This window comes from Bacillus cihuensis, assembly GCF_000504145.1.
Taxonomy (GTDB): Bacteria; Bacillota; Bacilli; order Bacillales; family DSM-1321; genus Peribacillus; species Peribacillus huizhouensis.
In genome coordinates this window covers 545,500-569,675 of record NZ_KI632497.1, presented here as the reverse complement: position 1 = coordinate 569,675, position 24,176 = coordinate 545,500, and the positions used below count along the sequence as shown (strand labels likewise).

The following is a 24,176-nucleotide window of genomic DNA, read 5'->3' as shown; positions in this document are numbered from 1 at the left end:
TCACCGTTGAGGTAGGCTCAGGTGAATTTTTTTATGGTTAATTTTTCATGTTCTCTGAAATGGATTGTGCCAATTCCTTTAAATCTTCAGGTGTGTATTCGCTCGTATGAGTTTTCCAAACTGCTCCGAATCCATCACCTTCACCATAGCGTGGAATTAAATGAAGATGGTAATGGAAAACAGACTGTCCAGCAGCTTCACCGTTATTGTTAATAGTATTCAAGCCAATTGGATTGAACGCCTTTTTTAGTGCACGAGCAATTTCTGGCACCACTTCAAAAATATTTTTTGCAATGTCAGGTGTTAATTCATATACATTTTCTTTATGTATTTTTGGGATGATTAGTGTATGACCTTTCGTTACTTGACTAATGTCAAGAAAAGCAAGTACATGTTCATTTTCAAATACTTTTGTACTTGGGATATCTCCATTAATAATTTTACAAAAAATACAATCGCTCATCTTTAACATCCTTCCCTAGTTAATGTATAGTGGTAATCTTATCCTATCATAGCTATATGAAAGTCGGAAAGAAAAAAGAAACAGGATGCAGCTGATTGCTGCACCCTGCATTCTTGAAAAAGGGGCCATACTTCAATACGTTTAATTACATAGACTTTTCTTTAACAAACACCTCATTTACAAAAAGTAAATTTTAGCGTTTAAAAAAGTTTTTGCATTCAAAGCTACCATCCCCTATATCTCTAAAGTATTAAAACAGTAAAGCATATTGGATTGTGCATGAATGTTTATTTCATCTAATGTTCGCAAAGCAACCATCCCCTTGCATCAAACGTTGGTTTATTGAAGTTTCTGGTTTATTCCAGTTAGTTGTCTTTAACAAACACCTCATTGTAAAAATGATTAACATCATAAGTTTAATGAAGAACCCCTTCTTCACTACTTATGATAGCCACGATTTACATTTTGTATACACAATAATTTTTAAAGCAAATAAATAATTCGCTGTTAAAAAGAAACAGGATGCAGCTAATAGCTGCACCCTGTGATTCTTGAAAAAGGGGCCAAACTTCAAATACGTTTAATTACATAGACTTGTCTTCGACAAACACCTCATTTACAAAAAGTAAGTTTTAGCGTTTAACAAAGTTTTTTCATTCCATGCAACGATCTTTTATTACCTTAAAGTTTTGTAACAATAAAGCAAATTGAATCGAGCATGAATGTTTACTTCATCTAATGTTTGCAAAGCAACCATCTCCTTGCATAAAAACGTTTGGTTGATTGAAGTTTCTGGTTTCATTCAGTTAGTTGTCTTTAACTGACACCTCATTTTACAAGATGATAAAATCATTCGTCTAATGAAGAACCCCTTCTTCAAAACTTATGATAACCGAAATCTAAATCTTATATACATTAAATTTTTAACATTCAACAGTAAAAAACTTAAGCTTTCTTTAACTCGATAATCAAAACGGAATTTGCTAAAATGGAACTAACGTACATTATAGAAGGGATCGTTGATATGTCCTTATTAGAAATAAACAACCTAGTCGGAGGTTATACAAGAATTCCTGTTTTAAAAGGGATCAGCTTTGACATTCAGCCGAATCAGCTTGTTGGTCTTATTGGGTTGAATGGAGCAGGAAAGAGTACAACAATTAAACATATTATTGGCTTGATGGAAGAGAAAAGCGGATCTATCACAATAAATGGAAAGACATTCGCGGAAAATCCCGATGAATATCGTAAACAGTATACTTATATTCCCGAAACCCCAATTCTTTATGATGAGCTTACACTTGAGGAACATTTACGGTTAACTGCTATGGCCTACGGTCTTCCTGAAGCTGTGTTTAAGGATAGGATGGAGAAATTATTAAAGGAATTCCATATGGAAAAACGTTTATCTTGGTTTCCAGCCCATTTTTCAAAAGGTATGAGGCAGAAGGTCATGATCATGTGTGCGTTTCTTGTTCAACCATCCTTGTATATTGTGGATGAACCATTTGTTGGGCTTGACCCACTTGGAATCCAGTCATTGCTTGATCTTATGCAAAGTATGAAAGAAAGCGGTGCAGGGATCTTAATGTCAACCCATATCCTTGCGACAGCAGAAAGATATTGTGATTCCTTCGTTATACTTCACAATGGAGAAATTCGTGCAAAAGGTGATTTAGAACAGCTCCGCAGTCAGTTTGACATGCCGGGGGCGACGCTTGATGATCTATATATCCAATTAACAAAGGAAGAGTCTAAAAATGAATAGCCAAGGGTTATGGAAGGAGAGATTCCTCGGTTACAGCCAAGAAATGCAAAAGTATTTACGATATATTTTTAACGGACATTTAATGTTTGTAATGGTGATTGGTTTAGGTGGGCTCGGTTTTTATTACAGCGAATGGGTAAAAACGTTGACTGCTGATTTTCCAGCAGCTTGGATCATGGCAATCGTTCTTGGTTTTTTCTTAACAAGAAGCCCGATTATGACATTTTTAAAAGAAGCGGATGTGGTGTTCTTATTGCCACTGGAAACAAAACTTAGAATGTATTTTAAACAGTCCATTTTGTTAAGTGCGATGATGCAGGGGTTTATTTTGATCATTGTGTATATTGTCTTCCTACCAATGTATACAAAGGTAACAGAACTTGATTCCGCTTATAGTCTTTTTCTTATCATCTTGTTACTTGCTGTAAAATATTTGAATATACATATTCATTGGTACACGCTGAAATATACGGAGACGTCGGTAATCAAAGTTGATTTCTTTATTCGATTATTAGTGAATATAGTTTTACTCTATTTAGTTTTTGCAAAAGCGAGTCAATTAGGTGTAATACTATGCCTGCTTTTGGGCGGTTTATTCATCTATTATAGAAATGCAACGATAAAGAAGGGCGTTAAGTGGGAGCGATTAATCGAACTAGAGGGCAAGCGGATGATGTCGTTTTACCGTATAGCGAATCTATTCACTGATGTACCTAAGCTAAGAGGAAAAGTGGCCAGACGAAAATGGCTGGATTGGTTATTTACCTTTATTCCTTATCGTCAAAGTTCAACTTATACATTTTTGTATGCTCGGACGATGCTCCGTGCGAATGACTATGTAGGCTTACTAGTAAGGTTGACTGTCATAGGATCATTTGTATTGCTTACCTTTCCTTCAATAATTGCAAGTATCCTCGTAACGATCTTGTTTCTTTATATGACAGGAATTCAAATTCTTCCAGTTTGGAAACAGCATGAGTTAAAAATTTGGGTATCTTTATATCCATTGCCTGCAAAATTACGAGAAACAGCAGTTATACAACTTGTATCTAGCTTTTTACTTTTTGAAGCAATCGTGTTTGCCTTTGTATTACTTATTGCAGGAAATTGGCAAGGTGCTAGTGCATCATTCTTAGCGTCAATAGTATTTCTTCTAATATTTAGAGGTTATTCTGCAAAAAAAATAAGGAGTTTCTAAGATACAAAACTCCAATGGTGTTTTTAGCCACCATGAAGGAAAATCATGGTGCGGGACCCTCACCTCATCACAGTGGTGGCGGTGCATAGCCGTCTTTTGTAGTACTTTCAAGTAGATCTGCATAATAGATTGGCTAGATTAGCAAGTCCTAATCCCTGACCCATGTCCTTCATTCAAAGACTGGAGATGATTATAATCGATACGTATGAACAAATCATCAACCGCGAGCTTATGGCATGGAAAAAGAAAATTTTACGGAAATCGGGTACCTTTGAGCGGATTTCCAAAACAGCACAAAATAAAATGAACACATTCATTCCCAAAAAAGTACATGGCGTCATTACCGAAAGCGTCCGAAATCTTGTTGAAGCTGTCTTAAAAGGGTCCAAATTCGTTTCAAAGGAAAGAGATGTTTCTACTTTGAGTTTGCAGCAAAAAGATCAATGGGTGAAGGATACAATTGGAACCTATAAGAAAACAGCAGTAATTGAAGGTGCTGGAACAGGTGCAGGTGGTCTTTTGCTAGGCCTTGCTGATTTCCCGTTATTATTGACGATCAAAATGAAGCTTCTCTTTGAAATAGCTGGTTTGTACGGCTTCGACGCAAAGAAATACGAAGAACGTTTATTCATCCTTCATATTTTTCAACTAGCTTTTTCTAGTGAAGAAAAGCGACGAGAAACGCTTTTGATTATTGAGAATTGGGATCGGACTAATCATACCAAGGAATTAGACTGGCAAGAGTTTCAGCAAGAGTACAGAGATCAAATTGATTTCGTCAAAATGTTTCAGCTCGTCCCAGGGATTGGTGCGGCAGTAGGTGCCTATGCCAATCATCAATTACTAGAGCAACTAGGGGAAACAGCGATGAATGGGTATCGCCTACGAATTCTTTCTGAAAAAGCATAGTAAAAAGAAGGGTCTGACCTCGCATGCATGGCAGTTTATAGTATTACTTATACTATGTAAACTGTATGAGAGCTTGCTTGGTCTGACCCTTTGTTATGAAATATCGTCTTTTTTACTCTATTTTCTTAAACTCTATTCTTTGATTTAATTCGAATCCAAGGACGCTCATCTTCCCATTTTAATGAAATCGGCAGACTAAAAGTCTTTTCTAATAACTCCTCAGTTAACACTGCTTTTTTTTGTCCGTTTGCAATAACATTCCCTTTATTTAATAGTAAAGCGTGTGTTATAGACGGAATGAGTTCTTCGATATGATGGGTTACATATAATAGAGTGGGTCCTTCCTTTGATTGGGTCAATCTCTCAATCGTGGAAAGGAGCTCTTCTTTTGAATAGAGATCTAAACCATTACATGGTTCATCTAGGATAAGTAAGCTTGGAGAAGACATGAGCGCTCGAGCAATCATCACTTTCCTTTTTTCTCCTTGAGAAAGGGACGAGTAAGCCTGGTCAGTTAAATAGCTTATTCTGAACTGCTGTAAAAGTTCTCTTGCTTTATCAATATCATTTTCCGTTACTTCTTCATATAAACCAACCGAAGCGTTTTTCCCACTTAATATGACCTCAATAGCGGTATCACTTGGACGGGAGTGAAATTTTTCATCTAATGAAGTGCTTACCCACCCAATCTTTTTACGAAGCTTAGGGATGTTTGTTTTACCGAATGTATTTCCCAAGACGGTAACTTGACCTTTATTTGGCCATTGATAACCCGTTATGATCTTTAAGAGAGAAGTTTTCCCAGATCCATTTAACCCTAATATGGCCCAGTGTTCTCCTTTGTTTACATTCCAGGAAATACAATTCAAGATATTCTTATGATCTCTGTTCCATATAATTTCGTTCAGTTGAATCACATTACTTTCCATCTCTTGAATCATCTAAACTCCTCCTAAGTTTAAGTTTCAAAAGTTAACCTGATATGAGATTTTAGAGCGGTTCATAAAACTCATCATGTACGTATTGGTTGTAGTAGAGTTGCTTATTTGTTTTCACTGCTTTGGTGATAAGATAGTGCTGCTGTGCCCAATGTTTTAGCGGCAATTAGCATCGCTTTCTCATCGATGTCAAATTTAGGATGATGATGGCCGTAGGCGAAATCAGAATATGGCTTAGCACCAGTGAAAAAGAATGTTCCTTTCACATTTTGTAAATAATATGAAAAGTCTTCTCCAGTCATATCAGGTAACGTTTCTTCAATCGTTTCCACTTCTGATACAGTAGCAGCTGCTTCTATAAGTAAATGTGTTTCTTTTTCATGATTGACAACAGCAGGGTAGCCATAATCATATGTATATTCATATGTGCAATTTCCAGAAAGACATGTTCCTTTAACAATGCGTTCAATTTCTTCTGCTATAAAGGCACGTACGTCTTCATTAAATGTCCGTACAGTGCCGCCAATGGTTGCTTTGTCGGCTATCACATTAAAGGCGTTTTCAGCCATAAAGGATGCAATAGTTACGACGGCAGAATCGAGAGGACTGACACGTCTGCTGACAATTTGCTGTAGGTTTGATACGAGTTGAGCGCCAATTACAATGGCATCTTTCGTTTTATGTGGCTGTGCACCATGTCCACCTTGGCCAAAAAGAGTTATTTCGAATCGGTCAGCAGCTGCCATAAAAGGTCCGACTCGATGTTGGATTGTTCCTGTTGGTAGGGTTGCCCAAAGATGGGTGCCGAAAATAACATCAACTCCATCTAAACAGCCATCCTCAATCATTGGTTTAGCGCCGCCTGGAGCGTATTCCTCGGCATGCTGATGAATAAATACATATTCACCCATTAGTTCATCTTTCATTGAATGAAGAACTTTTGCTAGAATCAACAAGGTAGCTGTATGCCCATCATGCCCACATGCGTGCATGACACCAGGAACAGTTGACTTGTAAGGAACATCCTTTTCATCTTGTATTGGTAATGCATCAAAATCAGCACGTAGTGCGACGGTTTTACCTGGTTTAGCACCCGTAATTCTTGCCACAACCCCATTGCCACCGACACCAGATTTTACTTCAATGCCAAGTTGTTGATAAAAATTAGTAATATAAGCAGCCGTTTTCGTTTCTTGAAAAGAGAGCTCAGGGTGTTGGTGTAAATAGCGTCGAATGACGACCATTTCTTCATAAGATTCTTCTAATTGGGTATGTAACGTAGTAATCATATTTTACCTCCGGAATTGAGTGAATAATTGGTATATAGGAAATAGTATAGCATACAATGTTTGGAAAGAAGGTCTAGCTGTTTTGCCAAATTCTTAGTCAAATAATCGGAGGGGAAAATGAGAAAAGTTGATGAGAAGAACGTACCGATTCTTCTAATTGTTTTTTTTATGTGTTTAGCTATTTACTTTATCGTTTCAACAGCTGTTCAAAGCGGCCAGCCATTGAAGTTGGATCAAGCCTTTTTACCTTTCATTTCAAGTATATCTGGTACATGGATGTATGGTTTTTTTTATAAGCTTACAGAAATGGGTTCAACCATTATACTTGGAGTTTGTGCGTTGATTGTAGTCGTTTGGCTGTGGATCAAGAAAAAAGATTATCTCGCGATGGCTGTCGTTTCGATTGGAGTTGCCGGGTCTGATCAGCTGAATCGGTTTGTGAAAGGAATTATCGAACGTGACAGGCCGAGTATTAATGCAGCGATTGATGCGGTAGGGTACAGCTTCCCGAGTGGACATGCAATGGTGAGCATTACTTGTTATGGTTTGGCTGTTTATTTTATTGGGAAACATATTAAGTCAACAATTTGGAAAAACTCGTTTAGAATCGTTCTTTGTTTACTCGTTCTGCTAATCGGTTTAAGTAGAATTGTCTTAAAGGCACATTACCCGACTGATGTATTGGCAGGATATTCGCTTGGGGGAGCTATTGTGATCGTATGCGCTCTGTTTTATACATGGTTTACGAATAAAGGTCGGGAGTATTCCAAAAGGGTCTAACCTTACACGCTATTACGGTTATTGTGACATTAGACGTCCAATAACTTTAGAGTAGATGTGGGGTCTGACCCTTTCTTGTTTTTTTATCCCGTTTAACGGCAGTAAGTCACCCACTGATTGAAGTTTCACTTTCTCTTGAATAGTATTCATTAAATGTCGAATACTTAAAACAAGGAGGGATTATCTTTGGAAAATCACGCATTTTCGGAATTGAGGTTAATAAATTCATTACTTCTAGGGGTATTATTAGCTGCTAATTTAGGCTATTATTTATCTCTATCTACAGCTCAGTTTCCTTGGTTAGCGTATATAGGAGCAGCTGTTGGATTGGCAATCATATTGATTTTGTGGATTGGTAAGCGTTCGACTTTGTTTATTTTCGGTTTTTTTGCAGCGACAATTCTTAATACATTACATTATGAATGGCATCATTTATTTTAATAAAGTGGACATTATAAAGTAATTCGTGTTTATGATCTTACGATTTAGCATAAATTTAGATGGGAACAATACGATTTTTAATAAATTTTGATGTGTAGCGAGATAGTTAAACTCCGTGTATGGGAAAAATCATTATTACTTACTTTTCGACTAATTTTTAGATAAACTACCTATTTCCAAAAATGTAACAGGAAAAGGTAGTTTTTGTTTTCTAGCATAAGTTGTTATGTCTAAAGAAGACTTAGAAATGTTTAAAGTTGTTCGATTTTGTAAAGAGTGTATGTAGTAGTAACATAAATTGAGAAAGGATAGATAATTATGAAACGTTTCCTTTTTTTAAAGATTTTTATAGGCATGATGTTTGTATTAGGGGCTTGCGGAAGCGGCAATGACAATAGTGATAATAATGGTAATAGCGATAGTGGTAGCAATGCTGAAAAAAGTGACGAGAGGTCAATCTCAGATGAAGGGTTGAATCAAGAAGGGAATCCAGCTAATGCAGGTGTAGAGCAAAATACCCCTCAAGAAAAGAGTAAAGGTGAGGGTGAATTGGTAACTGTTGAATTACAAAATAGTGAAAATGTGAAAATTGGGTCAGTAAATCTGGAAGAAACCGATGCAGGGGTACGCATCAGTATAGAGGCATCGGATTTGCCACCAGGAATACATGGCTTTCATATTCATGAAACAGCGTCATGTGTTGCACCTACTTTTGAAACAGCAGGAGGACATTTTAATCCTACAAATGCGAGTCATGGTATAGACCATGAAGGAGGACCACATGCTGGTGACCTTCCTAATATTGAAGTAGGAAAAGATGGCACGATTAAAGAAGAAATTATAGCTAAACATGTTACATTAAAAACTCATCAAGAAAATTCATTGTTCGATTCAGATGGCTCGGCACTTGTGATTCACGCAAAAGCAGACGACAACAAATCCCAACCAGCCGGTAATGCAGGAGATCGCATCGCATGCGGTGTGATTGGTGAATGATAATGAAGCTAGATAAGAGTGAAGGATGCCTAAAAGAGTTTGACCCTTTTAGACATCCTTCTTCTGTTTCGTTTTAGAAGATGTTATCGGATGATTTTAGGTATCTTCGGCTGCTAAAGGAAAGTGATAAGAAGAATGGTTCTTACATTAAAAACATTGCAACTACGGTCGTAACTACTAAACCAATCGTCACTGGCAATAGATTTCTTCGTGCTAGTTCAAATGGGTCTACGTTACATATAGCTGCTGCTGGAATTAAAGCCCAAGGAATGAGCGTACCGCCACCGACCCAAATGGCAGAAATTTGACCAAGTGCCGTTAAAGTAGCTGCGCCACCTCCAATTGCTGTAGCAAATAATTTGGCTACCGAACCTGCTAAGGAAATGCCTGAAAAACCTGAACCGTCTAATCCTGTTATAGCACCAGTAATTGTTAATGTAACGGCTGCAACTTCTTTTGATAAGGGCACTAGTGCTGCCAACCCAATCCCAAGATCATTTACAATCCCTTGTGACGTTTTTGGCAGATGATTTCCTAAAATTTGCTGAAAGCCAGAATCGCCTAAATAAAAGAAAGCTGCAATAGGTATGACTGGCCCAAACACTTTAAAGCCGAATTGAAATCCTTGAATTAGATAAGCAGTAATTTTTTCAAAACCTTGCTGTTTATGTGCAAAAAGTGCAAGAATTATCAAGATGAATACAGCTGTTCCACCTATTAAAGCTGTAGCATCACCGCCTTGCAGCTTCAATACGCTCATGGCGAAAACATCAAGTGCAAAGGAGATTGGTATCAATATTGCGAAAAATTTTTTCTGTTTATTAGATAATAAATCTTCTGATTGAGTATTTTCATTTTCTACATGAATGTAGGTGCTTTCAGGCAATGACCCACGCTTCATGTCTCTGCGAAGAAAAAAGAATGCCGTAATAGTAGTGACAAGCCCCATTGTGATAACGAGAGGAATACTTGCACTAATTACTTCTCCAACTGGAAGAGAAGCAGCATCAGCTGTTAATTTAGGTGCCGCCTGAATGATAAAATCACTTGATAGAGCAATACCGTGACCGAACAAGTTCATTGCCATGGCAACGCCGAGACTAGGCAAACCCGCTCGTAAAGCTACTGGTAATAAAACAGCCCCAAGTAATGCAACGGCTGGAGATGGCCAGAAAAACCATGAAATCCCCATCATTATGATTCCAATCGTCCAATAAGCTAGTGCAGGTGTCTTTATTAAACGTGTAAACGGTGAAATCATCACATTATTTATTCCTGTTCTCGTTAAAACTTGACTCATAGCTACAATGATAGAAATGACGAGAATAGTTGACATTAACTCGGTAATTGCAAAGATGAAGCTATTAAATATCCCACTAACTGAAGCAGCAAGACTGCCTGTTGCAATGAGAGCAAGTGAAAATATCCCAAGTATACAGATAAGTGTCGTATCCCGCCTTCTTACCATAAAGCCTATAATCAATACGATGAATACAACATAAATCCAATGCAGCGCTGTCCATTCTACGCCCATAAAGAATCCTCCCCAGTGATTTTCATACAGAATATGATGGGTGATTGGAAGGGTGTTTGGCCTGCCTGGATTTTTAAGAATGACGAAGCCTTGAACCTAAACAATAGCAATCTAAATGTTTATGAATGGATTAAAATTAAAACGGTTGTCTAAGTGCAGCTTAGATCAACCGTTTAATTGGTAGGAAGAAAAGATTTTACCTTAAGAAATGTAATGGCATAACCCAAAGAGTAGATTGCATAGCGAAACACTTTTTATTCCGCATTAACGGGCAGTAAACCCCCACCCCAAGCCTTAGAGGAATAGTAGGTTCTTAAGCTGTAATACTCTCGCCGTATTCCATCTTATGCTTGGTGGACTATCACAGGATGTGAGCAATCTTAGGAGACGTTCCCACACCAGTCGCCTCGCTTTTTGACGAAGGTTCTTTTCGTAAAGATTGTTGTTTTGAGCAAGTAACAAATTCGCGAAGATGTTGATTGTAGTGGAAGGTGCGAGACTCCTGAGACCGCCCGCGGAAAGCGAGTACCTGTAACGGAAATCAACCCAGGATAGGAGTGTGCATATTATTTACAAGCAATAAAGGATATGAAAGCCGTAAAAGCCCGCTTGGTAAGATACAGTGAAACTTACTAGAGTTACGCAGAGGTAAAGTTTGCGCCACAGGATGTGGGTCACACAGACGAAAGACTAAAGGACGCGGCGTACTTAGTCTGTGATTCATTGAACCTTAGCGACAGTAGAACGGGACTAACAAACAGTGGGGAAAAAAGTCCCCACTGTTTGAAGTTTCACTTTATGGACTCTGTACAAGTTGTTCTTTGAAAACTGAAAATAATACGTTCTAACGGGAGGAGCGTCTGTTGGGTGAAAGCTTCAACATTCTTTGCCTTTAGACGCTTAGATGTGGCTAATTCTTAGTTTAAATAGAGCGTGTAGCTTGTTTTGCTTACGCAATAACTAGTGAATAAACTGGCGGTTGTAGGAATCCTTCACTTCAAATTTAGAAAATTAAGTGGAAGGTAATTCGATTCATTGGTCTTCTTCGGTTATTAACGAATATTGTGTCACATAAGCTGGTCCTGAAAAAATCTTTTTATTCAAGTCGGGATTATCAAGTGACTTATCATTTTTACTATGTGCAGATTGAAAGGAATTGGAGTTTTTCCAATTCGTGAATGCCCGTTGATCTACCCACATGGTCAAAATAACATACGTATCTGAATTCAAAGGTCGCAAAATTCTCAGCGCCGTGAAGCCAGGTTCTTTTTCAATTAGGCCAGCTCGATTTTTAAACCGGAATTCAAATCCTGGGCGGCCTTCCTCTGTAACTGGAATATTGTTCATCACAACATACCCATCTTCCTTTAGTTCACCACGTCCATCCACTACTTCAAATTTTCTTGGAGACGAAAAGATGGTTTTACCCGGTGTCTCATGCAATAAAAGAGCATGTTCTGCATTTCCCATAAAATAAAGTTTTTTATCTACGTGCTTTTCTTTTACTTTTTGTAGAAATTCTCGTGTCCCAGTCGTAATAAATACGTTCATTATTTTCCCACCTTTATTTGATTTAGTAACATTTGCAAACATCTTGGTTAAATAATAGCAAGAATAAACCATCAATACAAAACAATACCTATTTGCTTATCCTTATTTGTGAAAGTTTATTGAATAGTATGCTTTGTTTTTTTATTCATTCATTAAAATTCTGATCATTTCTTCAAATAAAACATCCAAGAGCGCCTGCTAAAAAGATCAACGATGAAAAAGGTTTCGGTTTTATAAACTGCAACACCTTATGAAGGTGGCGGTGCGGAGCTGATTTTGCGAAGCCCCACCCCATTTCCACAAAAAAGTCGAATTAGTGACAATGTCAAAGGAGTCCTATACTTCTAGAACGGAATATCATAAAGTAGTAAGCAGTTGCATTTGAAAATAATCTGACTTCTGTTATTCTAATGTTAGGAAGACGATGGTTCGAAAGGTGGATACGAATGGTTAAGATTACAAATGATACTTTTTTAAAGGCTGCTAAAGGGGAAAAGACAGCCCACGTTCCAGTCTGGTATATGCGTCAAGCTGGAAGGTCACAGCCGGAGTATCGTAAAATTAAAGAGAAATATTCCTTATTTGAAATTACTCATCAACCCGAATTATGTGCTTATGTTACACGATTACCGGTGGAACAATATGATGTTGATGCTGCTGTTCTTTATAAAGATATTATGACACCGCTGCCAGCACTTGGCGTTAATGTGGAAATTAAATCTGGAATCGGTCCAGTGATTGATAATCCTATTCGTTCAATTGAAGATGTAGGTAGACTTGGTGAATTAAACCCTGAAAATGATATTGCTTATGTGTTGGATACAATTAAGTTGTTAACGAAAGAACAGTTAACTGTGCCATTAATTGGTTTCTCAGGTGCGCCATTTACAATTGCATCGTATATGATTGAAGGTGGACCATCGAAAAATTACCATAAAACAAAGGCGTTTATGTATACTGAGCCTCAAGCTTGGTTTGCCTTAATGGATAAGCTAGGTGACATGGTCATTACATATGTTAAAGCCCAAATAAATGCAGGTGTAAGCGCAATCCAAATCTTTGATTCCTGGGTAGGTACGTTAAATGTAGAGGATTACCGAAAGTATATAAAACCAATCATGAATCGCATTTTCTCTAGCTTACGTGAAGAAAATGTACCTTTAATCATGCATGGAGTTGGTGCCAGACATTTGGCTTTAGAGTGGCATGACCTCCCGCTTGATGTAGTTGGTTTAGATTGGAGATTACCTATTAGGGAAGCAAGAGAAATGGGTATTCATAAGGCTGTACAAGGAAATCTTGATCCTTCTTACCTTTTAGCGCCATGGGAAGTGATTGAAGATACAGCGAAGCAAATCCTCGATCAAGGCATGGAGCAACCAGGCTTTATCTTTAATTTAGGGCATGGTGTTTTCCCAGAGGTTGATCCGGAAACACTGAGGAAGTTGACTGCTTTTATACATGAATATTCTTCATGGAAATAAGAACAGTTTAGGGGAGCTTGCGGCTTTATGGTCATAAAGTATATAAAGTAAGACAGTTTATTCTAAGATGAGGTGTTAACGACAATGGCAAGAGTGAAAATGGGTCTTTTAGTAATGGCTTACGGAACTCCGTATAAAGAGGAAGACATTGAACGGTATTATACACATATTCGTCATGGAAGAAAGCCTTCAGAGGAAGCACTTGAAGATCTCCGCGGACGTTATAAAGCAATAGGCGGAATTTCTCCACTTGCCAAAATTACAGAAGGTCAAGCAATAGGGCTACAAAATATGTTGAACGAAGCGCAAAACGAAATTGAATTTAAAGCATATATCGGCTTAAAACATATTGAGCCTTTTATTGAAGATGCAGTACAGCAAATGCATGCTGATGGAATTACAGAAGCTGTAAGCATTGTTCTTGCTCCGCATTTTTCTACGTTCAGTGTAAAATCATATAATGAGCGTGCGAAAAAAGCAGCTGAAGCGCTTGGAAATGTAACGATTACATCTGTTGAAAGCTGGTATAAAGAACCGAAGTTTATTCAATTTTGGGTTGATCAATTAAATGAAACGTTTGCGAAAATGACACCGGCAGAAAAAGATCATTATGTTTTAATTGTTTCGGCTCATAGCCTGCCAGAAAAAATCTTGCAAAATGGTGATCCTTATCCAAAACAATTGGAAGAAACAGCTAAGCTAATCGCTGAAGCAGCAAATGTTAAGAATTATGAAATAGGTTGGCAAAGTGCTGGACAAACACCAGAGCCTTGGCTAGGTCCAGATGTTCAGGACTTAACGAGAGAACTTCACGCTCAAAAAGGCTATAAAGCTTTTATATACATACCAGTCGGTTTTATCGCTGAACATTTAGAAGTTCTTTATGACAATGATTATGAGTGTAAGGTTGTAACCGATGAAGTAGGGGCAAGCTACTATCGTCCCAATATGCCGAATGTAGATCCTGCATTTATTGACGCATTGAAAACGATTATTATGAAAAAATTAAATCTGCAATAATGTGAAACTTCAATAGTGGGGGTTTTGACTTTCCGTTAATGCGGGATAAAAACATCTATGAGCGCCTGCTCTAAAATCAAAGATGAAAAGGTTCAGGTTCTCAAAATTTCATAACCTTATGAAGGTGGCGGCGCGAAGCCCCGCCCCTTTTCCACAGAAAACAAAGCAAGAGGATGATTCGATAGAGATCGATTCTTATAAGAGGCTGGTCCAAAACGGAAGGCTAGACCCCCATCTATATCGTTTAAATGACATGGAATAAAAACGATGTATAAAGTGAGCGGTCAGGCCTTTGGGACCACCTATCTTAAGGGATGAATGATTTCATGAAATATCCTCTTTTTTGATGATTTCGTGTTGAAATATATACTAAAAACATCATTACTAATTGTCATAAATAGAATATGTAGAGTAAAGGAACTGGTAAAAGTTAATTTTTCTCATTGTAACAATGTACCGTAATAGTCATTGCAATATAAGAATTAATTTGTTAATATAACATTGTACTTAATGACTAGATTGTTCATTTGGTCAGTTTGGGGTGGGATATGTCAGTTGATCGCAAAAAATTAATTATCGAAGCAGCGACAAAATCTTTTTCACTATTTGGGTATAAAGCTACAACGATGGATCAGGTTGCCAAGATTGCCAATGTAGGTAAGGGGACCATTTATACGTTTTATGCAAATAAGGAGGAATTATTTAAAGAAATTGTTGATAATATGATTGTTGAGATGGAGAAGGAAGCTAACGACGCTATAAATCCTGAGCAACCATTTATGGAAAACCTTCATCTTACACTCTATCGTCTATTAGAATTTAGGCGTGAACATCAATTGATGATAAAATTATTTCAAGAAGAGAGAGAAATAAGAACGCCAGCTGTATTGGAAATAGTTGAGGAAATTGAAAATGCAATTATTTCTTTTATTGCCGAGAAGATTAACATTGCAATCCAGAAAAAGTACATTAAAGATTGTGATCCTGAATTGACAGCATTTCTTATGTTGAAAATGTATATCACTCTTATTGTTGATTGGGAGAGAATACGGAAACCTCTAAGTAAAGAAGAGATAGCGGAATTGTTCGACCTATATTTATTTAAGGGATTATCATTTTAAAATGGATAATCCTCATTTTTTTGGAGAGTGATGACCGAATGAACAAATCGGTCATTATGAATCTAGGAGGCGGTTTATGTTGAAAAGAGAATGGAAGACGATTTTTACAAATCGAAAAATGCTTATTTCTATAGTGGCGATATTATTTATTCCGATTATGTATGGTGGCGTGTTATTATGGGCATTTTGGGATCCGTATCAGCAGTTGGACGATCTGCCTGTTGCCATCGTTAATAATGATCAAGGTGCTGAACTTGATGGGAAAACCTATGAAATTGGTAAGGAATTTGTTAAGAATTTAAAGGAAAGTAAGGATTTTAACTATAAATTTGTAGATCATGAAACAGGGTATAATAATTTAAAAGATCAAAAATATTATTTACTTGTTGAAATTCCTGAAAATTTCTCTAAAAATGCAACAACCTTGCTTGATAATAAACCGAAAAAGTTGGAATTAAAATATGTGCCGAATGAAAGCTTTAACTTCTTATCGGCACAAATCGGTGAAACTGCGATACAAAAAATTCAAATGAACCTTCAAGAAAAATTGACCGAAACCTATGCAAAAACGATGTTCGACAGCTTAACAAAAATGGCAGATGGATATCAAACAGCAGATGAAGCAGCAGGGAAACTGTTAACTGGTGTAGCAGATGTAAATAATGGTGCTAAAACACTTGAGGAAAAATTGGCGCTAATAGCTGAGAAACAAGTTGAATTTACTGGTGGTGCGATTAAATTAGAAAGTGGCACTAAAGAGCTCAAAGCAGGAGTTGGAACCCTTACTAATGGGCTTGGTCAGCTTTCAAAGGCTCAAACTCAGCTAGTGGATGGTGCAAAGAAAGCGGAAGATGGTACAAGAAGCTTACAAGTTGGCATTCAACAAGCGCACCAAGGACTTAGCACTATTGTGCAGAAAATGGATGAAGCTATTTCGGGTACAAGTAAACTAAATGAAGGTTCAAATCAAGTGACAAATGGACTTAAGCAGCTTCAAGATGGAGCGAATTCGGCTTATAAAGGAGCGACGGACGTTAAAAATGGCGTAGCCGCTCTGCAAAATCAATTAGCTCCAGTACTTGCATCGCTACCTGAAGAAAACCAAATTGCACTTAAGCAAGCTTTAGAACAATTAACTCAAGGAACAGCTGCTCTCGAAGCTGGTAACGAGAATATTGCTGCTTCAGCAGGGAAACTTGCCGCTGGTTCAGCAAATGTCTCTAGCAATCTAGCAGCATTAACCGAAGGACAAAAGGCTCTTCAAAACGGATTACAGGAGCTAAATAACGGAGCAGCTAAATTAGAAACAGGTACAGATCAGTTGCTTAGTGGACAAATGCAGTTAAGTTCTGGACTAACGACGTTCTCAAGTAAATTGAATGAAGCGAAGGCAGGCGGAGATAAACTTGTCGTTGGAGCTAGTAGCTTAACGAGCGGAGTTAAACAATTAGAGGAAGGTTCGAAAGCATTAGCTGACGGTTCCACAAAATTAGTAGATGGATCAAAGCAACTTGCTAATGGTACAACAGATCTTAAAGAAGGTTCACAAACATTTAAAGATGAACTAAATAAAGCGGCGAATGAATCTGAAGGATTACATCCTACGGAAGAAACGTATAACATGGTTGCCAAACCAGTAACGGTAGATAAAGAAGGGATCAACAAAGTGCCGAACTATGGAACAGGTATTGCTCCATATTTCTTATCACTAGGTTTATTTGTAGGGGCATTAATGCTTTCTATTGTCTTTCCATTAAGAGAACCTGTTGGTATTCCGAAAAATGGATTTACATGGTTCTTAAGTAAATTTGGTGTTATCGTAGCGGTTGGGGTTGCTCAGGCAATACTTGCTTCTGGATTACTCATAATCCTTCTAGGACTTAAAGTGCAGAGTGTACCACTATTCATTTTATTTTCAATCATTACAAGCTTAACATTCATGGCTCTAATCCAATTTCTAGTTACAACAATGGATAACCCAGGGCGTTTTCTAGCAATTATCATTTTGATTTTGCAATTGACAACAAGTGCCGGTACATTCCCGGTGGAATTAATCCCGTCACAGTTGCAATGGTTAAATCATGTATTGCCTATGGCATATTCTGTGCGAGGGTTTAAGGAAGTCATTTCAAGTGGAAACTTCAGTCTAATGTGGACGAATGGCTTTGTTCTGTTAGCGTTCATGGTTAGTTTTCTTGTGCTTACAACTCTTTATTTTGTAGTGAAATATAAAAAAAACTACTCAGAAATGAACGACACAATTCAAGAATTAGAAGCATAAACAAGAAGGTCTAACTTCACACTATATATACGGTTTATTTGTGTCATATAAACCGTATATAATAGGTGTGGGGTTTAGACCTTTTCATTATGGTTCAGCCCGTTCGTGTAAAGGTTTAACTCTAATAGGTAAAAGATGAAAAGTACTGGGGAATACGATATATTTAATATATAAGTATAAGTTTATTCATAGGTTTTGATGCCTACTGTAAGCTACTATCCACTCTAATGTCTAACTTTTTGGTTGAACGAAGCACATGCGTTTCTCTTATTAAAATAATCACAGGAGGGGATTGGAGTATGAAAATTACTGTAATAGGTTGCTGGGGAGGCTATCCGGCTAAAAATGAAGCATCTTCTGGCTATCTTGTAGAATACGAAGATTATAGGGTATTGCTTGATTGTGGTAGTGGTGTTTTGGCTCAGCTTCAAAATCATATGCAGCCAGAAAATTTAGATGCTGTCGTATTGAGTCACTATCATCCGGATCATATTGCAGATATTGGTGTACTTCAGCACGCATTGCTAATCGGAAGCTTCTTAGGGAATCCGAAAAAAACATTGCCAATCTATGGTCATCATTTAGATGAATTAGAATTTAAGAAGCTAACTTATAAAGACATTACAAAAGGGATTGCGTATAAAGAGGACGAGCCTCTTCAAATTGGACCTTTTACTTTTACTTTTTTAAGAACAAAGCATCCTGTCCCTTGCTTTGCCATGAAAATTGAGGTAAATGGCGAATCAATTGTCTATACGGGGGATAGTTCGTATATGGAAGAGTTGTCGATTTTTGCAAAAGGTGCGAAAGTGTTATTATGTGAGAGTAACCTTTATGGACATACAGATGGCCGTCAGGCAGGACATATGACAGCAAGAGAAGCGGGGATGATTGCCCATCTTGCGGAAGCCCATTTACTCATGCTTACTCACTTGCCGCATTATGGAGATTTACAGCAATTGAAAAAAGAAGCAGGAGAAGTATTTAAACGTGAAATTGCCATTGCTAGAGGTGGCATGGAATTTCAATTATAATTTTTCGGGTAACATTAAGGAGGAAGCATTAATGATTTTTGTTGATAATAAAGGGATTAACGATCCCCAAGTGAATCTCGCTATTGAAGAATACATATTGAAAAATCTTGATATAGATGAAACGTATTTATTGTTTTATATCAACGGTCCGTCCATTATTATCGGTAAAAACCAAAATACAATTGAAGAGATCAATACAGAGTATGTCGAAAAGAATGGAATTAAAGTGGTTCGAAGACTTTCAGGTGGTGGTGCTGTCTATCATGATCTTGGAAACTTGAACTTTAGTTTTATTACGAAGGATGACGGTCAAAGCTTCCATGACTTTAAGAAATTTACGGAGCCTGTTGTTAAGGCGCTTGGCAAGCTAGGGATTAACGCAGAAATTAGCGGGAGAAATGATATTTTAGCTGAAGGTAAAAAAATATCCGGTGTTGCCCAATTTAGTACAAGAGGTCGAATGTTTACTCATGGTACGCTTTTGTTTAATTCCGAAATGGACCATATTGTCTCTAGCTTAAAAGTGAAAAAGGACAAGATCGAGTCGAAAGGTATTAAATCGGTTAGAAGCCGTGTAGCCAATATTGCAGAGTTCCTTGAAGAACCTATGACAATCGAAGAATTTCGCTCTCTAATTCTTGAATATATATTTGAAGGAAACGAAACAATTCCTGAGTATGTTTTAACGGAAGAGGATTGGACAAAGATTAATGAAATTTCTAAAGAACGCTACCAAAACTGGGATTGGAATTATGGGAAATCACCAAAGTTCAACTTGCAGCATTCACACCGTTTTCCAGTTGGATCCATTGATATTCGTTTAGAAGTGAATAAAGGGAAAATTGAGAACTGTAAAGTATATGGAGATTTCTTTGGTGTTGGTGATGTAAGTGAAATTGAAGAGAAACTTATGGGGATTCGCTATGAACGGACTGAAATTGAGCGTGTCTTAGCAGATGTAGATGTGAAGCATTATTTTGGTAATGTAACACAAGAAGAAGTAATCAACCTTATTTACTAATAGAAAACCTAAAAAGCCGTCATCTTTCGTTAGTTCGATTTAAGACGGCTTCTAGTTTTCCTAAGAAGTGTTCTGAATTTCCAACTTCATTGAAATAATAAGGCTCTTTTCGTAAAGATTGTTGTTTTTAACAAGTAACAAATTCGAGCAGATGTTGATTGTAGTGGAAGGTGTGAGACTCCTGCGGGGGAGAGCGCGTTGAGGAAGACCCCGCAAGTGCAGTACTGACGAGACTCCTGAGGCCGCCCGCTTAAAAGGGAGTACCTGTAACGGAAATCAACCCAGGATAGTAGTGTAAATTTAATTTAAAAGCAACAAAGTATAAGAAAACAGCCAATAATTAATAGCGTACTATGCACGAGTCTTCTTTAGGTTGAATATATAAATGGAATGATTGAATCCCCATATTATAACGGAAGGATTTAGTCTAATTACGATGTATGAAAAAAATATTGCGAAATGTAGTTGGCTTTTGATTTATCTCTTCTTGACTATTTCTTTTAGAAATGAGTTTTATCCCGCATTAATGGTAGTAATCCCCCTAATGATTGAAGTTTTACTTTATGCGCTAAAATGGTTTAGGACAATCTGGATTTGAAAAATCACGGATCGAAACAGAGGCAAATATTTCATCACTATACCAAAAAATATGACTAAATTATCATCATACCCCTTAACAGTAACAGTATTTTCACTTGATAAATATCTTCATATTCGCTATGATTAAATTTAAAAATTTTAGGTTCGAAAAGGGAGAAAAATTGAGAGGAGAGAGCGGATGAGAGATGTGACCCTTCTTGATATATTTCAGCATCATATTACACAGAAATATTTAAACCGCTCTGGATTAGCGCACGCCATTGCTGTTGCATACCATGCCTTCTACTTGGCAAAAGAGCAGAATGTGGATGTCGACATAGCTGCCAAAGCCGGTTTACTTCACGACATGGGACATTTCACATGGTATAGAAACGGAAAGTGGGACTATGACCTTTATAAACAAAATGATATTCATGCAATAAAAGGAGCAGAAAGAGCACATAAGCTACTTATTCGACTTGGAGAAAATCCAATCCAGGCCAAAACCATATCCCTCGCTATTCTATTCCATACTGATTCATTTTTACCTACAAATGACATTGTACGCACGCCGCTTCAGCAAATTGTAAAATGGGCCGATGAGAAAGACGAAGAAAAAGGCGGTCTTCATCATTATCGAAAAATTGACTTTGAACGTGCGAAAAAAAGCATTATTCGTCTTGATGATATGATTGAAAAAGTTAGAAATAAGCCGTCATCCTAAGATAAAGGATGGTGGCTGTTTTGATTGAAAGATTAAAAAGAAACTTTAATAATCCCAGTAATTGATGAAATGTTAGATAGTTTTTAGGCAATGTTAAATAATAGTCTATTATAAAGAGGCTATCCATAAAACTAATCAACGATTTAATATGGCCATTTGTATGAATGACATGGGGACGGGGCTTTGCGACTTACTAGTCTATCCAATCTACTTAGCAGGTTTCCTGATTTTATTGAGAAAGCATCCATAATTCCAGCCTCGCACCGCCACCATCATGTTAAGCGAGTCTAGCTTATTATGGGATTGTCATTCATGGTAAATGGCGGCGCTTTAACGCCAATTTTGTTTTGGATATTAAACTTACCATTTCAATATAAAGAAATGGTTCTATCTTGTCCGTGATGTACTACACTTAAAGTAGGAAGTTATGAGGAAGGGGCTGAATTATGGTAAGAAAATCGGTATTAACTGCAATCATTTTATTTGGTTTATATGTAGCTGGTATGTATGTGTATATATTTTATGGAGCTCAATCTATAATACCTGAAGTATTAAAAGGGACGGTTGCTGATCCAACTGTTTTTTTGAGTGAAAGGGAATGGATATTGAGTGAAGAGTATTCTAAAATTAGAAATTTCTTGTTTTTTGTGGCGATGCCATTTGATTGGTTATTTTACTTTCTTATTTTGACATTTGGAATTTCCCGAGGAATCGAAAAGTGGTCTTTATCGCAAAGTAAGTGGAAAATTCTTCAAAATGCTATTTATTTATTTTGGTTATCTTTGCTGAGTTATGTGGTTATGTACCCGCTTAATTATTATCGATACACTTTAAGCAAAAGCTATGGAATAAGTACACAGTCTTTTTCTTCATGGATGAAGGATGGACTGATTGGGTTTTGGGTCGATTTCGGGACGATGATTCTTATTGTCTCTGTTTTATATTGGTTAATGAAAAAAAGCGCGAAGAAATGGTGGCTGTATGCTTGGTTATTAACGATTCCTTTTTCATTATTTATCATGTTCATCCAGCCAGTAGTTATCGATCCACTTTATAATGACTTTTATCCGCTAAAAAACAAGGAATTAGAAATAAAGATATTAGAAATGGCAGATAAAGCGAACATTCCAGCAGAGCATGTATATGAAGTAAATATGGCGGAAAAAACGAATGCTTTAAATGCATATGTCACGGGAATCGGCTCCAATTCCCGAATAGTTTTATGGGATACGACCCTGAATCGGTTAAATGAACAAGAAATAATTTTTATCATGGCACATGAGATGGGGCACTATGTGGAAAAACATATTTATTTCGGAATTGCAGGATATCTAGTTTTAACGCTTGTTGGCTTATGGTTCACAGCGAAATTGATGAATTATTCCATTAGACGCTGGGGGAAAGTGCTAAATATATCAGAAGTTAGTAGCATTCGTTCATTCCCGTTATTTTTATTGATTACTTCTGTTTTATTGTTCGCTTCCAGTCCTTTATCAAATTTTGTGTCAAGGTATCAAGAAAGTCGCGCAGACCGTTATGCGATTGAAATGACTCAAGATAAAGAAGCTGCAGTCAGTTCCTTTCAGGAGCTGACGAGAGCTGGATTAAGTCAAGTAAATCCTCCCTTGCTTGTAAAATGGTTTCGCTACACACATCCTTCCATGTTAGAGAGAATTTCAACGCTTGACCGTTATGAGACGAGTAATCTGAACGAATGATGGTGTCAAAAAGGGTCTGATCTCGCACTCTTTTCACAGTATATAGTAGTAGTAAAATAGTGACTAAAATCTGTATATAGTTGTTGTGGGTCTGACCCTTTTGTTATGGGGCAGCCCTATTTGTTTGACTGATCAGCGACAGTTTTATCTTATCTTGTCTAACTTAAAAAAATTTCCTATATAATCTGAAAAAACTTTTATATTATTTTTCCTTTATTTCTCTATTATAATAATCACAAGTAGAAAAAATATCTAGGCTGATCAGTCATTCCTGTAAATAGAGGAGTCTTTTTAGGATAGAAATGATCAGAAAATGTCACTGGTTTAAAGGGAGAGTAGTTATGCGCAATATTTTGACCATAATAGTTGGTTCCATCATTGTGGGAGTTGCTTACAATTTATTTTTGATTCCCCATCAAATATTAAGCAGTGGACTTAGCGGGATTGCGATTATGCTTGGGATCATTACCCCCTTCAATACTGGAATTTTGAACTTCGCGCTTAATTTGCCTTTATTAATTTTCGGAGTTATGAAATTAGGTAAACGTTTTATTGGGTATACAATTTTGTCAGTCATCGTTCTTTCTGTTACTTTGTATGTGGTTCCTGTTCAAGCAATTTCAAATGAAGCGATTCTGTCATCGCTGTTCGGCGGTGTTATTACTGGAATTGGGATAGGAATTATTTTTCGGGCATCCGGGTCTTCGGGTGGCTTTGATATTATTGCGATGCTGCTTACAAAGAAGAGAGATTTTCCACTAGGAGCCTTAATCTCCGCAATGAATGCTGTTGTTGTTATCGCCTCTGGTTTTGTGTTTGGTTGGGATGCGGCTCTTCATACGCTCGTTGCAATTTATGCAACAGGGAAGATCATCGATACGATTCATACGAACCATATTAAATTAACATTGATGATTATTACAAATAAGGGTGATGAGATGAAGGAGAAACTGCTCGCTAATCTTTATCGAGGGATTACTGTAATGGATGGTAAGGGTGCATATACTGGGGAAGATCGAAAAGTTCTTATGACTGTGATTACTCGCTACCAGTTAACAGATGTTAAGTTGATGATTAATGAGATCGATTCGAATGCGTTTGTTAATATTACGGAAACGACCGAGGTAATGGGCATGTTCGACAGAGGATGATAGCAGAAAAGTGAAGTTTCATAAAGGTCTGACCGTGCACTCTTCAAACACGAATTTTTTACTGTATGAAGAGTGGCCGGGTCAGACCTTTTTCTTTTTAGGTAACTTTTATTTAGGTTCTAGAGAAAATTGTTTCCTTTTGTGTCTCATTAAGCTAGCCACTGAGTCAAAGAACG

20 protein-coding genes are annotated in these 24,176 nt (G+C 37.2%); 15 read left to right on the top strand and 5 right to left on the bottom strand.

What is annotated here, in order from left to right; genetic code table 11:
• Positions 1 to 37 precede the first annotated feature (37 nt).
• The gene (locus V179_RS0120915) at positions 38 to 463 is read right to left on the bottom strand and encodes an HIT family protein (protein WP_028393211.1); all 426 of its coding nucleotides are present in this window, start codon (positions 461 to 463) and stop codon (positions 38 to 40) included.
• 1,024 nt (positions 464 to 1,487) lie between these two features.
• Between V179_RS0120915 and V179_RS0120910 the strand changes: the two genes are divergently transcribed.
• The 3 genes from V179_RS0120910 to V179_RS0120900 all read left to right on the top strand — a co-directional run bounded on the left by V179_RS0120910 (position 1,488) and on the right by V179_RS0120900 (position 4,338).
• A complete protein-coding gene (locus V179_RS0120910; RefSeq protein WP_028393210.1) occupies positions 1,488 to 2,231 on the top strand; it encodes an ABC transporter ATP-binding protein in 744 nt (247 codons plus the stop codon).
• Positions 2,224 to 3,429: an ABC transporter permease gene (locus V179_RS0120905; protein WP_028393209.1), complete on the top strand. Its 1,206-nt coding sequence runs from the start codon at positions 2,224 to 2,226 to the stop codon at positions 3,427 to 3,429. Before V179_RS0120910 ends, V179_RS0120905 begins: the two co-directional genes overlap by 8 nt.
• A gap of 195 nt (positions 3,430 to 3,624) precedes the next feature.
• Positions 3,625 to 4,338: an EcsC family protein gene (locus tag V179_RS0120900; RefSeq protein ID WP_028393208.1), complete on the top strand. Its 714-nt coding sequence runs from the start codon at positions 3,625 to 3,627 to the stop codon at positions 4,336 to 4,338.
• Between the two features lie 125 nt (positions 4,339 to 4,463).
• On the opposite strand, the gene V179_RS0120895 is transcribed toward V179_RS0120900, so the two are convergent.
• Both V179_RS0120895 and V179_RS0120890 read right to left on the bottom strand, forming a co-directional pair.
• Positions 4,464 to 5,279, bottom strand: a complete 816-nt coding sequence (locus tag V179_RS0120895) for an ABC transporter ATP-binding protein (protein WP_034302124.1) — start codon at positions 5,277 to 5,279, stop codon at positions 4,464 to 4,466.
• A 101-nt stretch (positions 5,280 to 5,380) separates the two neighbouring features.
• The gene (locus V179_RS0120890) at positions 5,381 to 6,565 is read right to left on the bottom strand and encodes a M20 family metallopeptidase (protein ID WP_028393206.1); all 1,185 of its coding nucleotides are present in this window, start codon (positions 6,563 to 6,565) and stop codon (positions 5,381 to 5,383) included.
• Positions 6,566 to 6,682: 117 nt separating this feature from the next.
• On the opposite strand from V179_RS0120890, the gene V179_RS28435 reads away from it, so the two are divergent.
• From V179_RS28435 to V179_RS0120875, 3 genes are all read left to right on the top strand, one after another.
• Positions 6,683 to 7,345 (top strand): phosphatase PAP2 family protein, encoded by a 663-nt coding sequence (locus V179_RS28435; protein ID WP_051405062.1) that lies wholly within the window; start codon positions 6,683 to 6,685, stop codon positions 7,343 to 7,345.
• A gap of 186 nt (positions 7,346 to 7,531) precedes the next feature.
• Positions 7,532 to 7,786 (top strand): hypothetical protein, encoded by a 255-nt coding sequence (locus V179_RS0120880; RefSeq protein WP_028393205.1) that lies wholly within the window; start codon positions 7,532 to 7,534, stop codon positions 7,784 to 7,786.
• A gap of 318 nt (positions 7,787 to 8,104) precedes the next feature.
• Positions 8,105 to 8,782: a superoxide dismutase family protein gene (locus V179_RS0120875; protein ID WP_028393204.1), complete on the top strand. Its 678-nt coding sequence runs from the start codon at positions 8,105 to 8,107 to the stop codon at positions 8,780 to 8,782.
• 142 nt (positions 8,783 to 8,924) lie between these two features.
• Here the strand turns inward: V179_RS0120875 and V179_RS0120870 are convergent, their stop codons facing one another.
• Positions 8,925 to 10,316, bottom strand: a complete 1,392-nt coding sequence (locus V179_RS0120870) for a hypothetical protein (RefSeq protein WP_028393203.1) — start codon at positions 10,314 to 10,316, stop codon at positions 8,925 to 8,927.
• A gap of 1,032 nt (positions 10,317 to 11,348) precedes the next feature.
• On the bottom strand, positions 11,349 to 11,867 hold the full coding sequence (locus tag V179_RS0120860) for an antibiotic biosynthesis monooxygenase family protein (protein ID WP_028393202.1): 519 nt from the start codon (positions 11,865 to 11,867) through the stop codon (positions 11,349 to 11,351).
• A 446-nt stretch (positions 11,868 to 12,313) separates the two neighbouring features.
• Here V179_RS0120860 and hemE point away from each other — a divergent pair, with 446 nt between their 5' ends.
• From hemE to V179_RS0120815, 9 genes are all read left to right on the top strand, one after another.
• The gene (gene hemE, locus V179_RS0120855) at positions 12,314 to 13,351 is read left to right on the top strand and encodes a uroporphyrinogen decarboxylase (protein WP_028393201.1); all 1,038 of its coding nucleotides are present in this window, start codon (positions 12,314 to 12,316) and stop codon (positions 13,349 to 13,351) included.
• 84 nt (positions 13,352 to 13,435) lie between these two features.
• Positions 13,436 to 14,371, top strand: coding sequence for a ferrochelatase (gene hemH, locus V179_RS0120850; protein ID WP_028393200.1), 936 nt, complete (start codon positions 13,436 to 13,438; stop codon positions 14,369 to 14,371).
• Between the two features lie 548 nt (positions 14,372 to 14,919).
• Positions 14,920 to 15,492 (top strand): TetR/AcrR family transcriptional regulator, encoded by a 573-nt coding sequence (locus V179_RS0120845; protein ID WP_028393199.1) that lies wholly within the window; start codon positions 14,920 to 14,922, stop codon positions 15,490 to 15,492.
• Positions 15,493 to 15,568: 76 nt separating this feature from the next.
• Positions 15,569 to 17,773 carry a YhgE/Pip domain-containing protein gene (locus V179_RS0120840; RefSeq protein WP_028393198.1) on the top strand — a complete coding sequence of 735 codons (2,205 nt, stop codon included), beginning with the start codon at positions 15,569 to 15,571 and terminating at the stop codon, positions 17,771 to 17,773.
• A 299-nt stretch (positions 17,774 to 18,072) separates the two neighbouring features.
• Complete coding sequence (locus tag V179_RS0120835) at positions 18,073 to 18,807, top strand: MBL fold metallo-hydrolase (protein WP_028393197.1); 735 nt, start codon at positions 18,073 to 18,075, stop codon at positions 18,805 to 18,807.
• Positions 18,808 to 18,838: 31 nt separating this feature from the next.
• Positions 18,839 to 19,828 carry a lipoate--protein ligase gene (locus V179_RS0120830; protein ID WP_028393196.1) on the top strand — a complete coding sequence of 330 codons (990 nt, stop codon included), beginning with the start codon at positions 18,839 to 18,841 and terminating at the stop codon, positions 19,826 to 19,828.
• A gap of 778 nt (positions 19,829 to 20,606) precedes the next feature.
• Entirely contained in the window at positions 20,607 to 21,131 is a 525-nt protein-coding gene (locus V179_RS0120825) for an HD domain-containing protein (RefSeq protein ID WP_028393195.1), read from the top strand.
• A 446-nt stretch (positions 21,132 to 21,577) separates the two neighbouring features.
• Positions 21,578 to 22,849, top strand: coding sequence for a M48 family metallopeptidase (locus V179_RS0120820; protein ID WP_028393194.1), 1,272 nt, complete (start codon positions 21,578 to 21,580; stop codon positions 22,847 to 22,849).
• A 341-nt stretch (positions 22,850 to 23,190) separates the two neighbouring features.
• Positions 23,191 to 24,000 carry a YitT family protein gene (locus V179_RS0120815; RefSeq protein ID WP_028393193.1) on the top strand — a complete coding sequence of 270 codons (810 nt, stop codon included), beginning with the start codon at positions 23,191 to 23,193 and terminating at the stop codon, positions 23,998 to 24,000.
• Positions 24,001 to 24,176 lie beyond the last annotated feature (176 nt).

Bases quoted from the DNA above. Each gene is read 5' to 3' on its own strand.
- V179_RS0120895 (WP_034302124.1), bottom strand. From the start codon at position 5,279: ATGATTCAAGAGATGGAAAGTAATGTGATTCAACTGAACGAAATTATA.
- V179_RS0120840 (WP_028393198.1), top strand. From the start codon at position 15,569: ATGTTGAAAAGAGAATGGAAGACGATTTTTACAAATCGAAAAATGCTT.
- V179_RS0120890 (WP_028393206.1), bottom strand. From the start codon at position 6,565: ATGATTACTACGTTACATACCCAATTAGAAGAATCTTATGAAGAAATG.
- V179_RS0120835 (WP_028393197.1), top strand. From the start codon at position 18,073: ATGAAAATTACTGTAATAGGTTGCTGGGGAGGCTATCCGGCTAAAAAT.
- V179_RS0120870 (WP_028393203.1), bottom strand. From the start codon at position 10,316: ATGGGCGTAGAATGGACAGCGCTGCATTGGATTTATGTTGTATTCATC.
- hemE (WP_028393201.1), top strand. From the start codon at position 12,314: ATGGTTAAGATTACAAATGATACTTTTTTAAAGGCTGCTAAAGGGGAA.
- V179_RS0120875 (WP_028393204.1), top strand. From the start codon at position 8,105: ATGAAACGTTTCCTTTTTTTAAAGATTTTTATAGGCATGATGTTTGTA.
- V179_RS0120820 (WP_028393194.1), top strand. From the start codon at position 21,578: ATGGTAAGAAAATCGGTATTAACTGCAATCATTTTATTTGGTTTATAT.
- V179_RS0120830 (WP_028393196.1), top strand. From the start codon at position 18,839: ATGATTTTTGTTGATAATAAAGGGATTAACGATCCCCAAGTGAATCTC.
- V179_RS0120905 (WP_028393209.1), top strand. From the start codon at position 2,224: ATGAATAGCCAAGGGTTATGGAAGGAGAGATTCCTCGGTTACAGCCAA.
- V179_RS0120860 (WP_028393202.1), bottom strand. From the start codon at position 11,867: ATGAACGTATTTATTACGACTGGGACACGAGAATTTCTACAAAAAGTA.
- hemH (WP_028393200.1), top strand. From the start codon at position 13,436: ATGGCAAGAGTGAAAATGGGTCTTTTAGTAATGGCTTACGGAACTCCG.
- V179_RS0120845 (WP_028393199.1), top strand. From the start codon at position 14,920: ATGTCAGTTGATCGCAAAAAATTAATTATCGAAGCAGCGACAAAATCT.
- V179_RS28435 (WP_051405062.1), top strand. From the start codon at position 6,683: ATGAGAAAAGTTGATGAGAAGAACGTACCGATTCTTCTAATTGTTTTT.
- V179_RS0120815 (WP_028393193.1), top strand. From the start codon at position 23,191: ATGCGCAATATTTTGACCATAATAGTTGGTTCCATCATTGTGGGAGTT.
- V179_RS0120915 (WP_028393211.1), bottom strand. From the start codon at position 463: ATGAGCGATTGTATTTTTTGTAAAATTATTAATGGAGATATCCCAAGT.
- V179_RS0120825 (WP_028393195.1), top strand. From the start codon at position 20,607: ATGAGAGATGTGACCCTTCTTGATATATTTCAGCATCATATTACACAG.
- V179_RS0120910 (WP_028393210.1), top strand. From the start codon at position 1,488: ATGTCCTTATTAGAAATAAACAACCTAGTCGGAGGTTATACAAGAATT.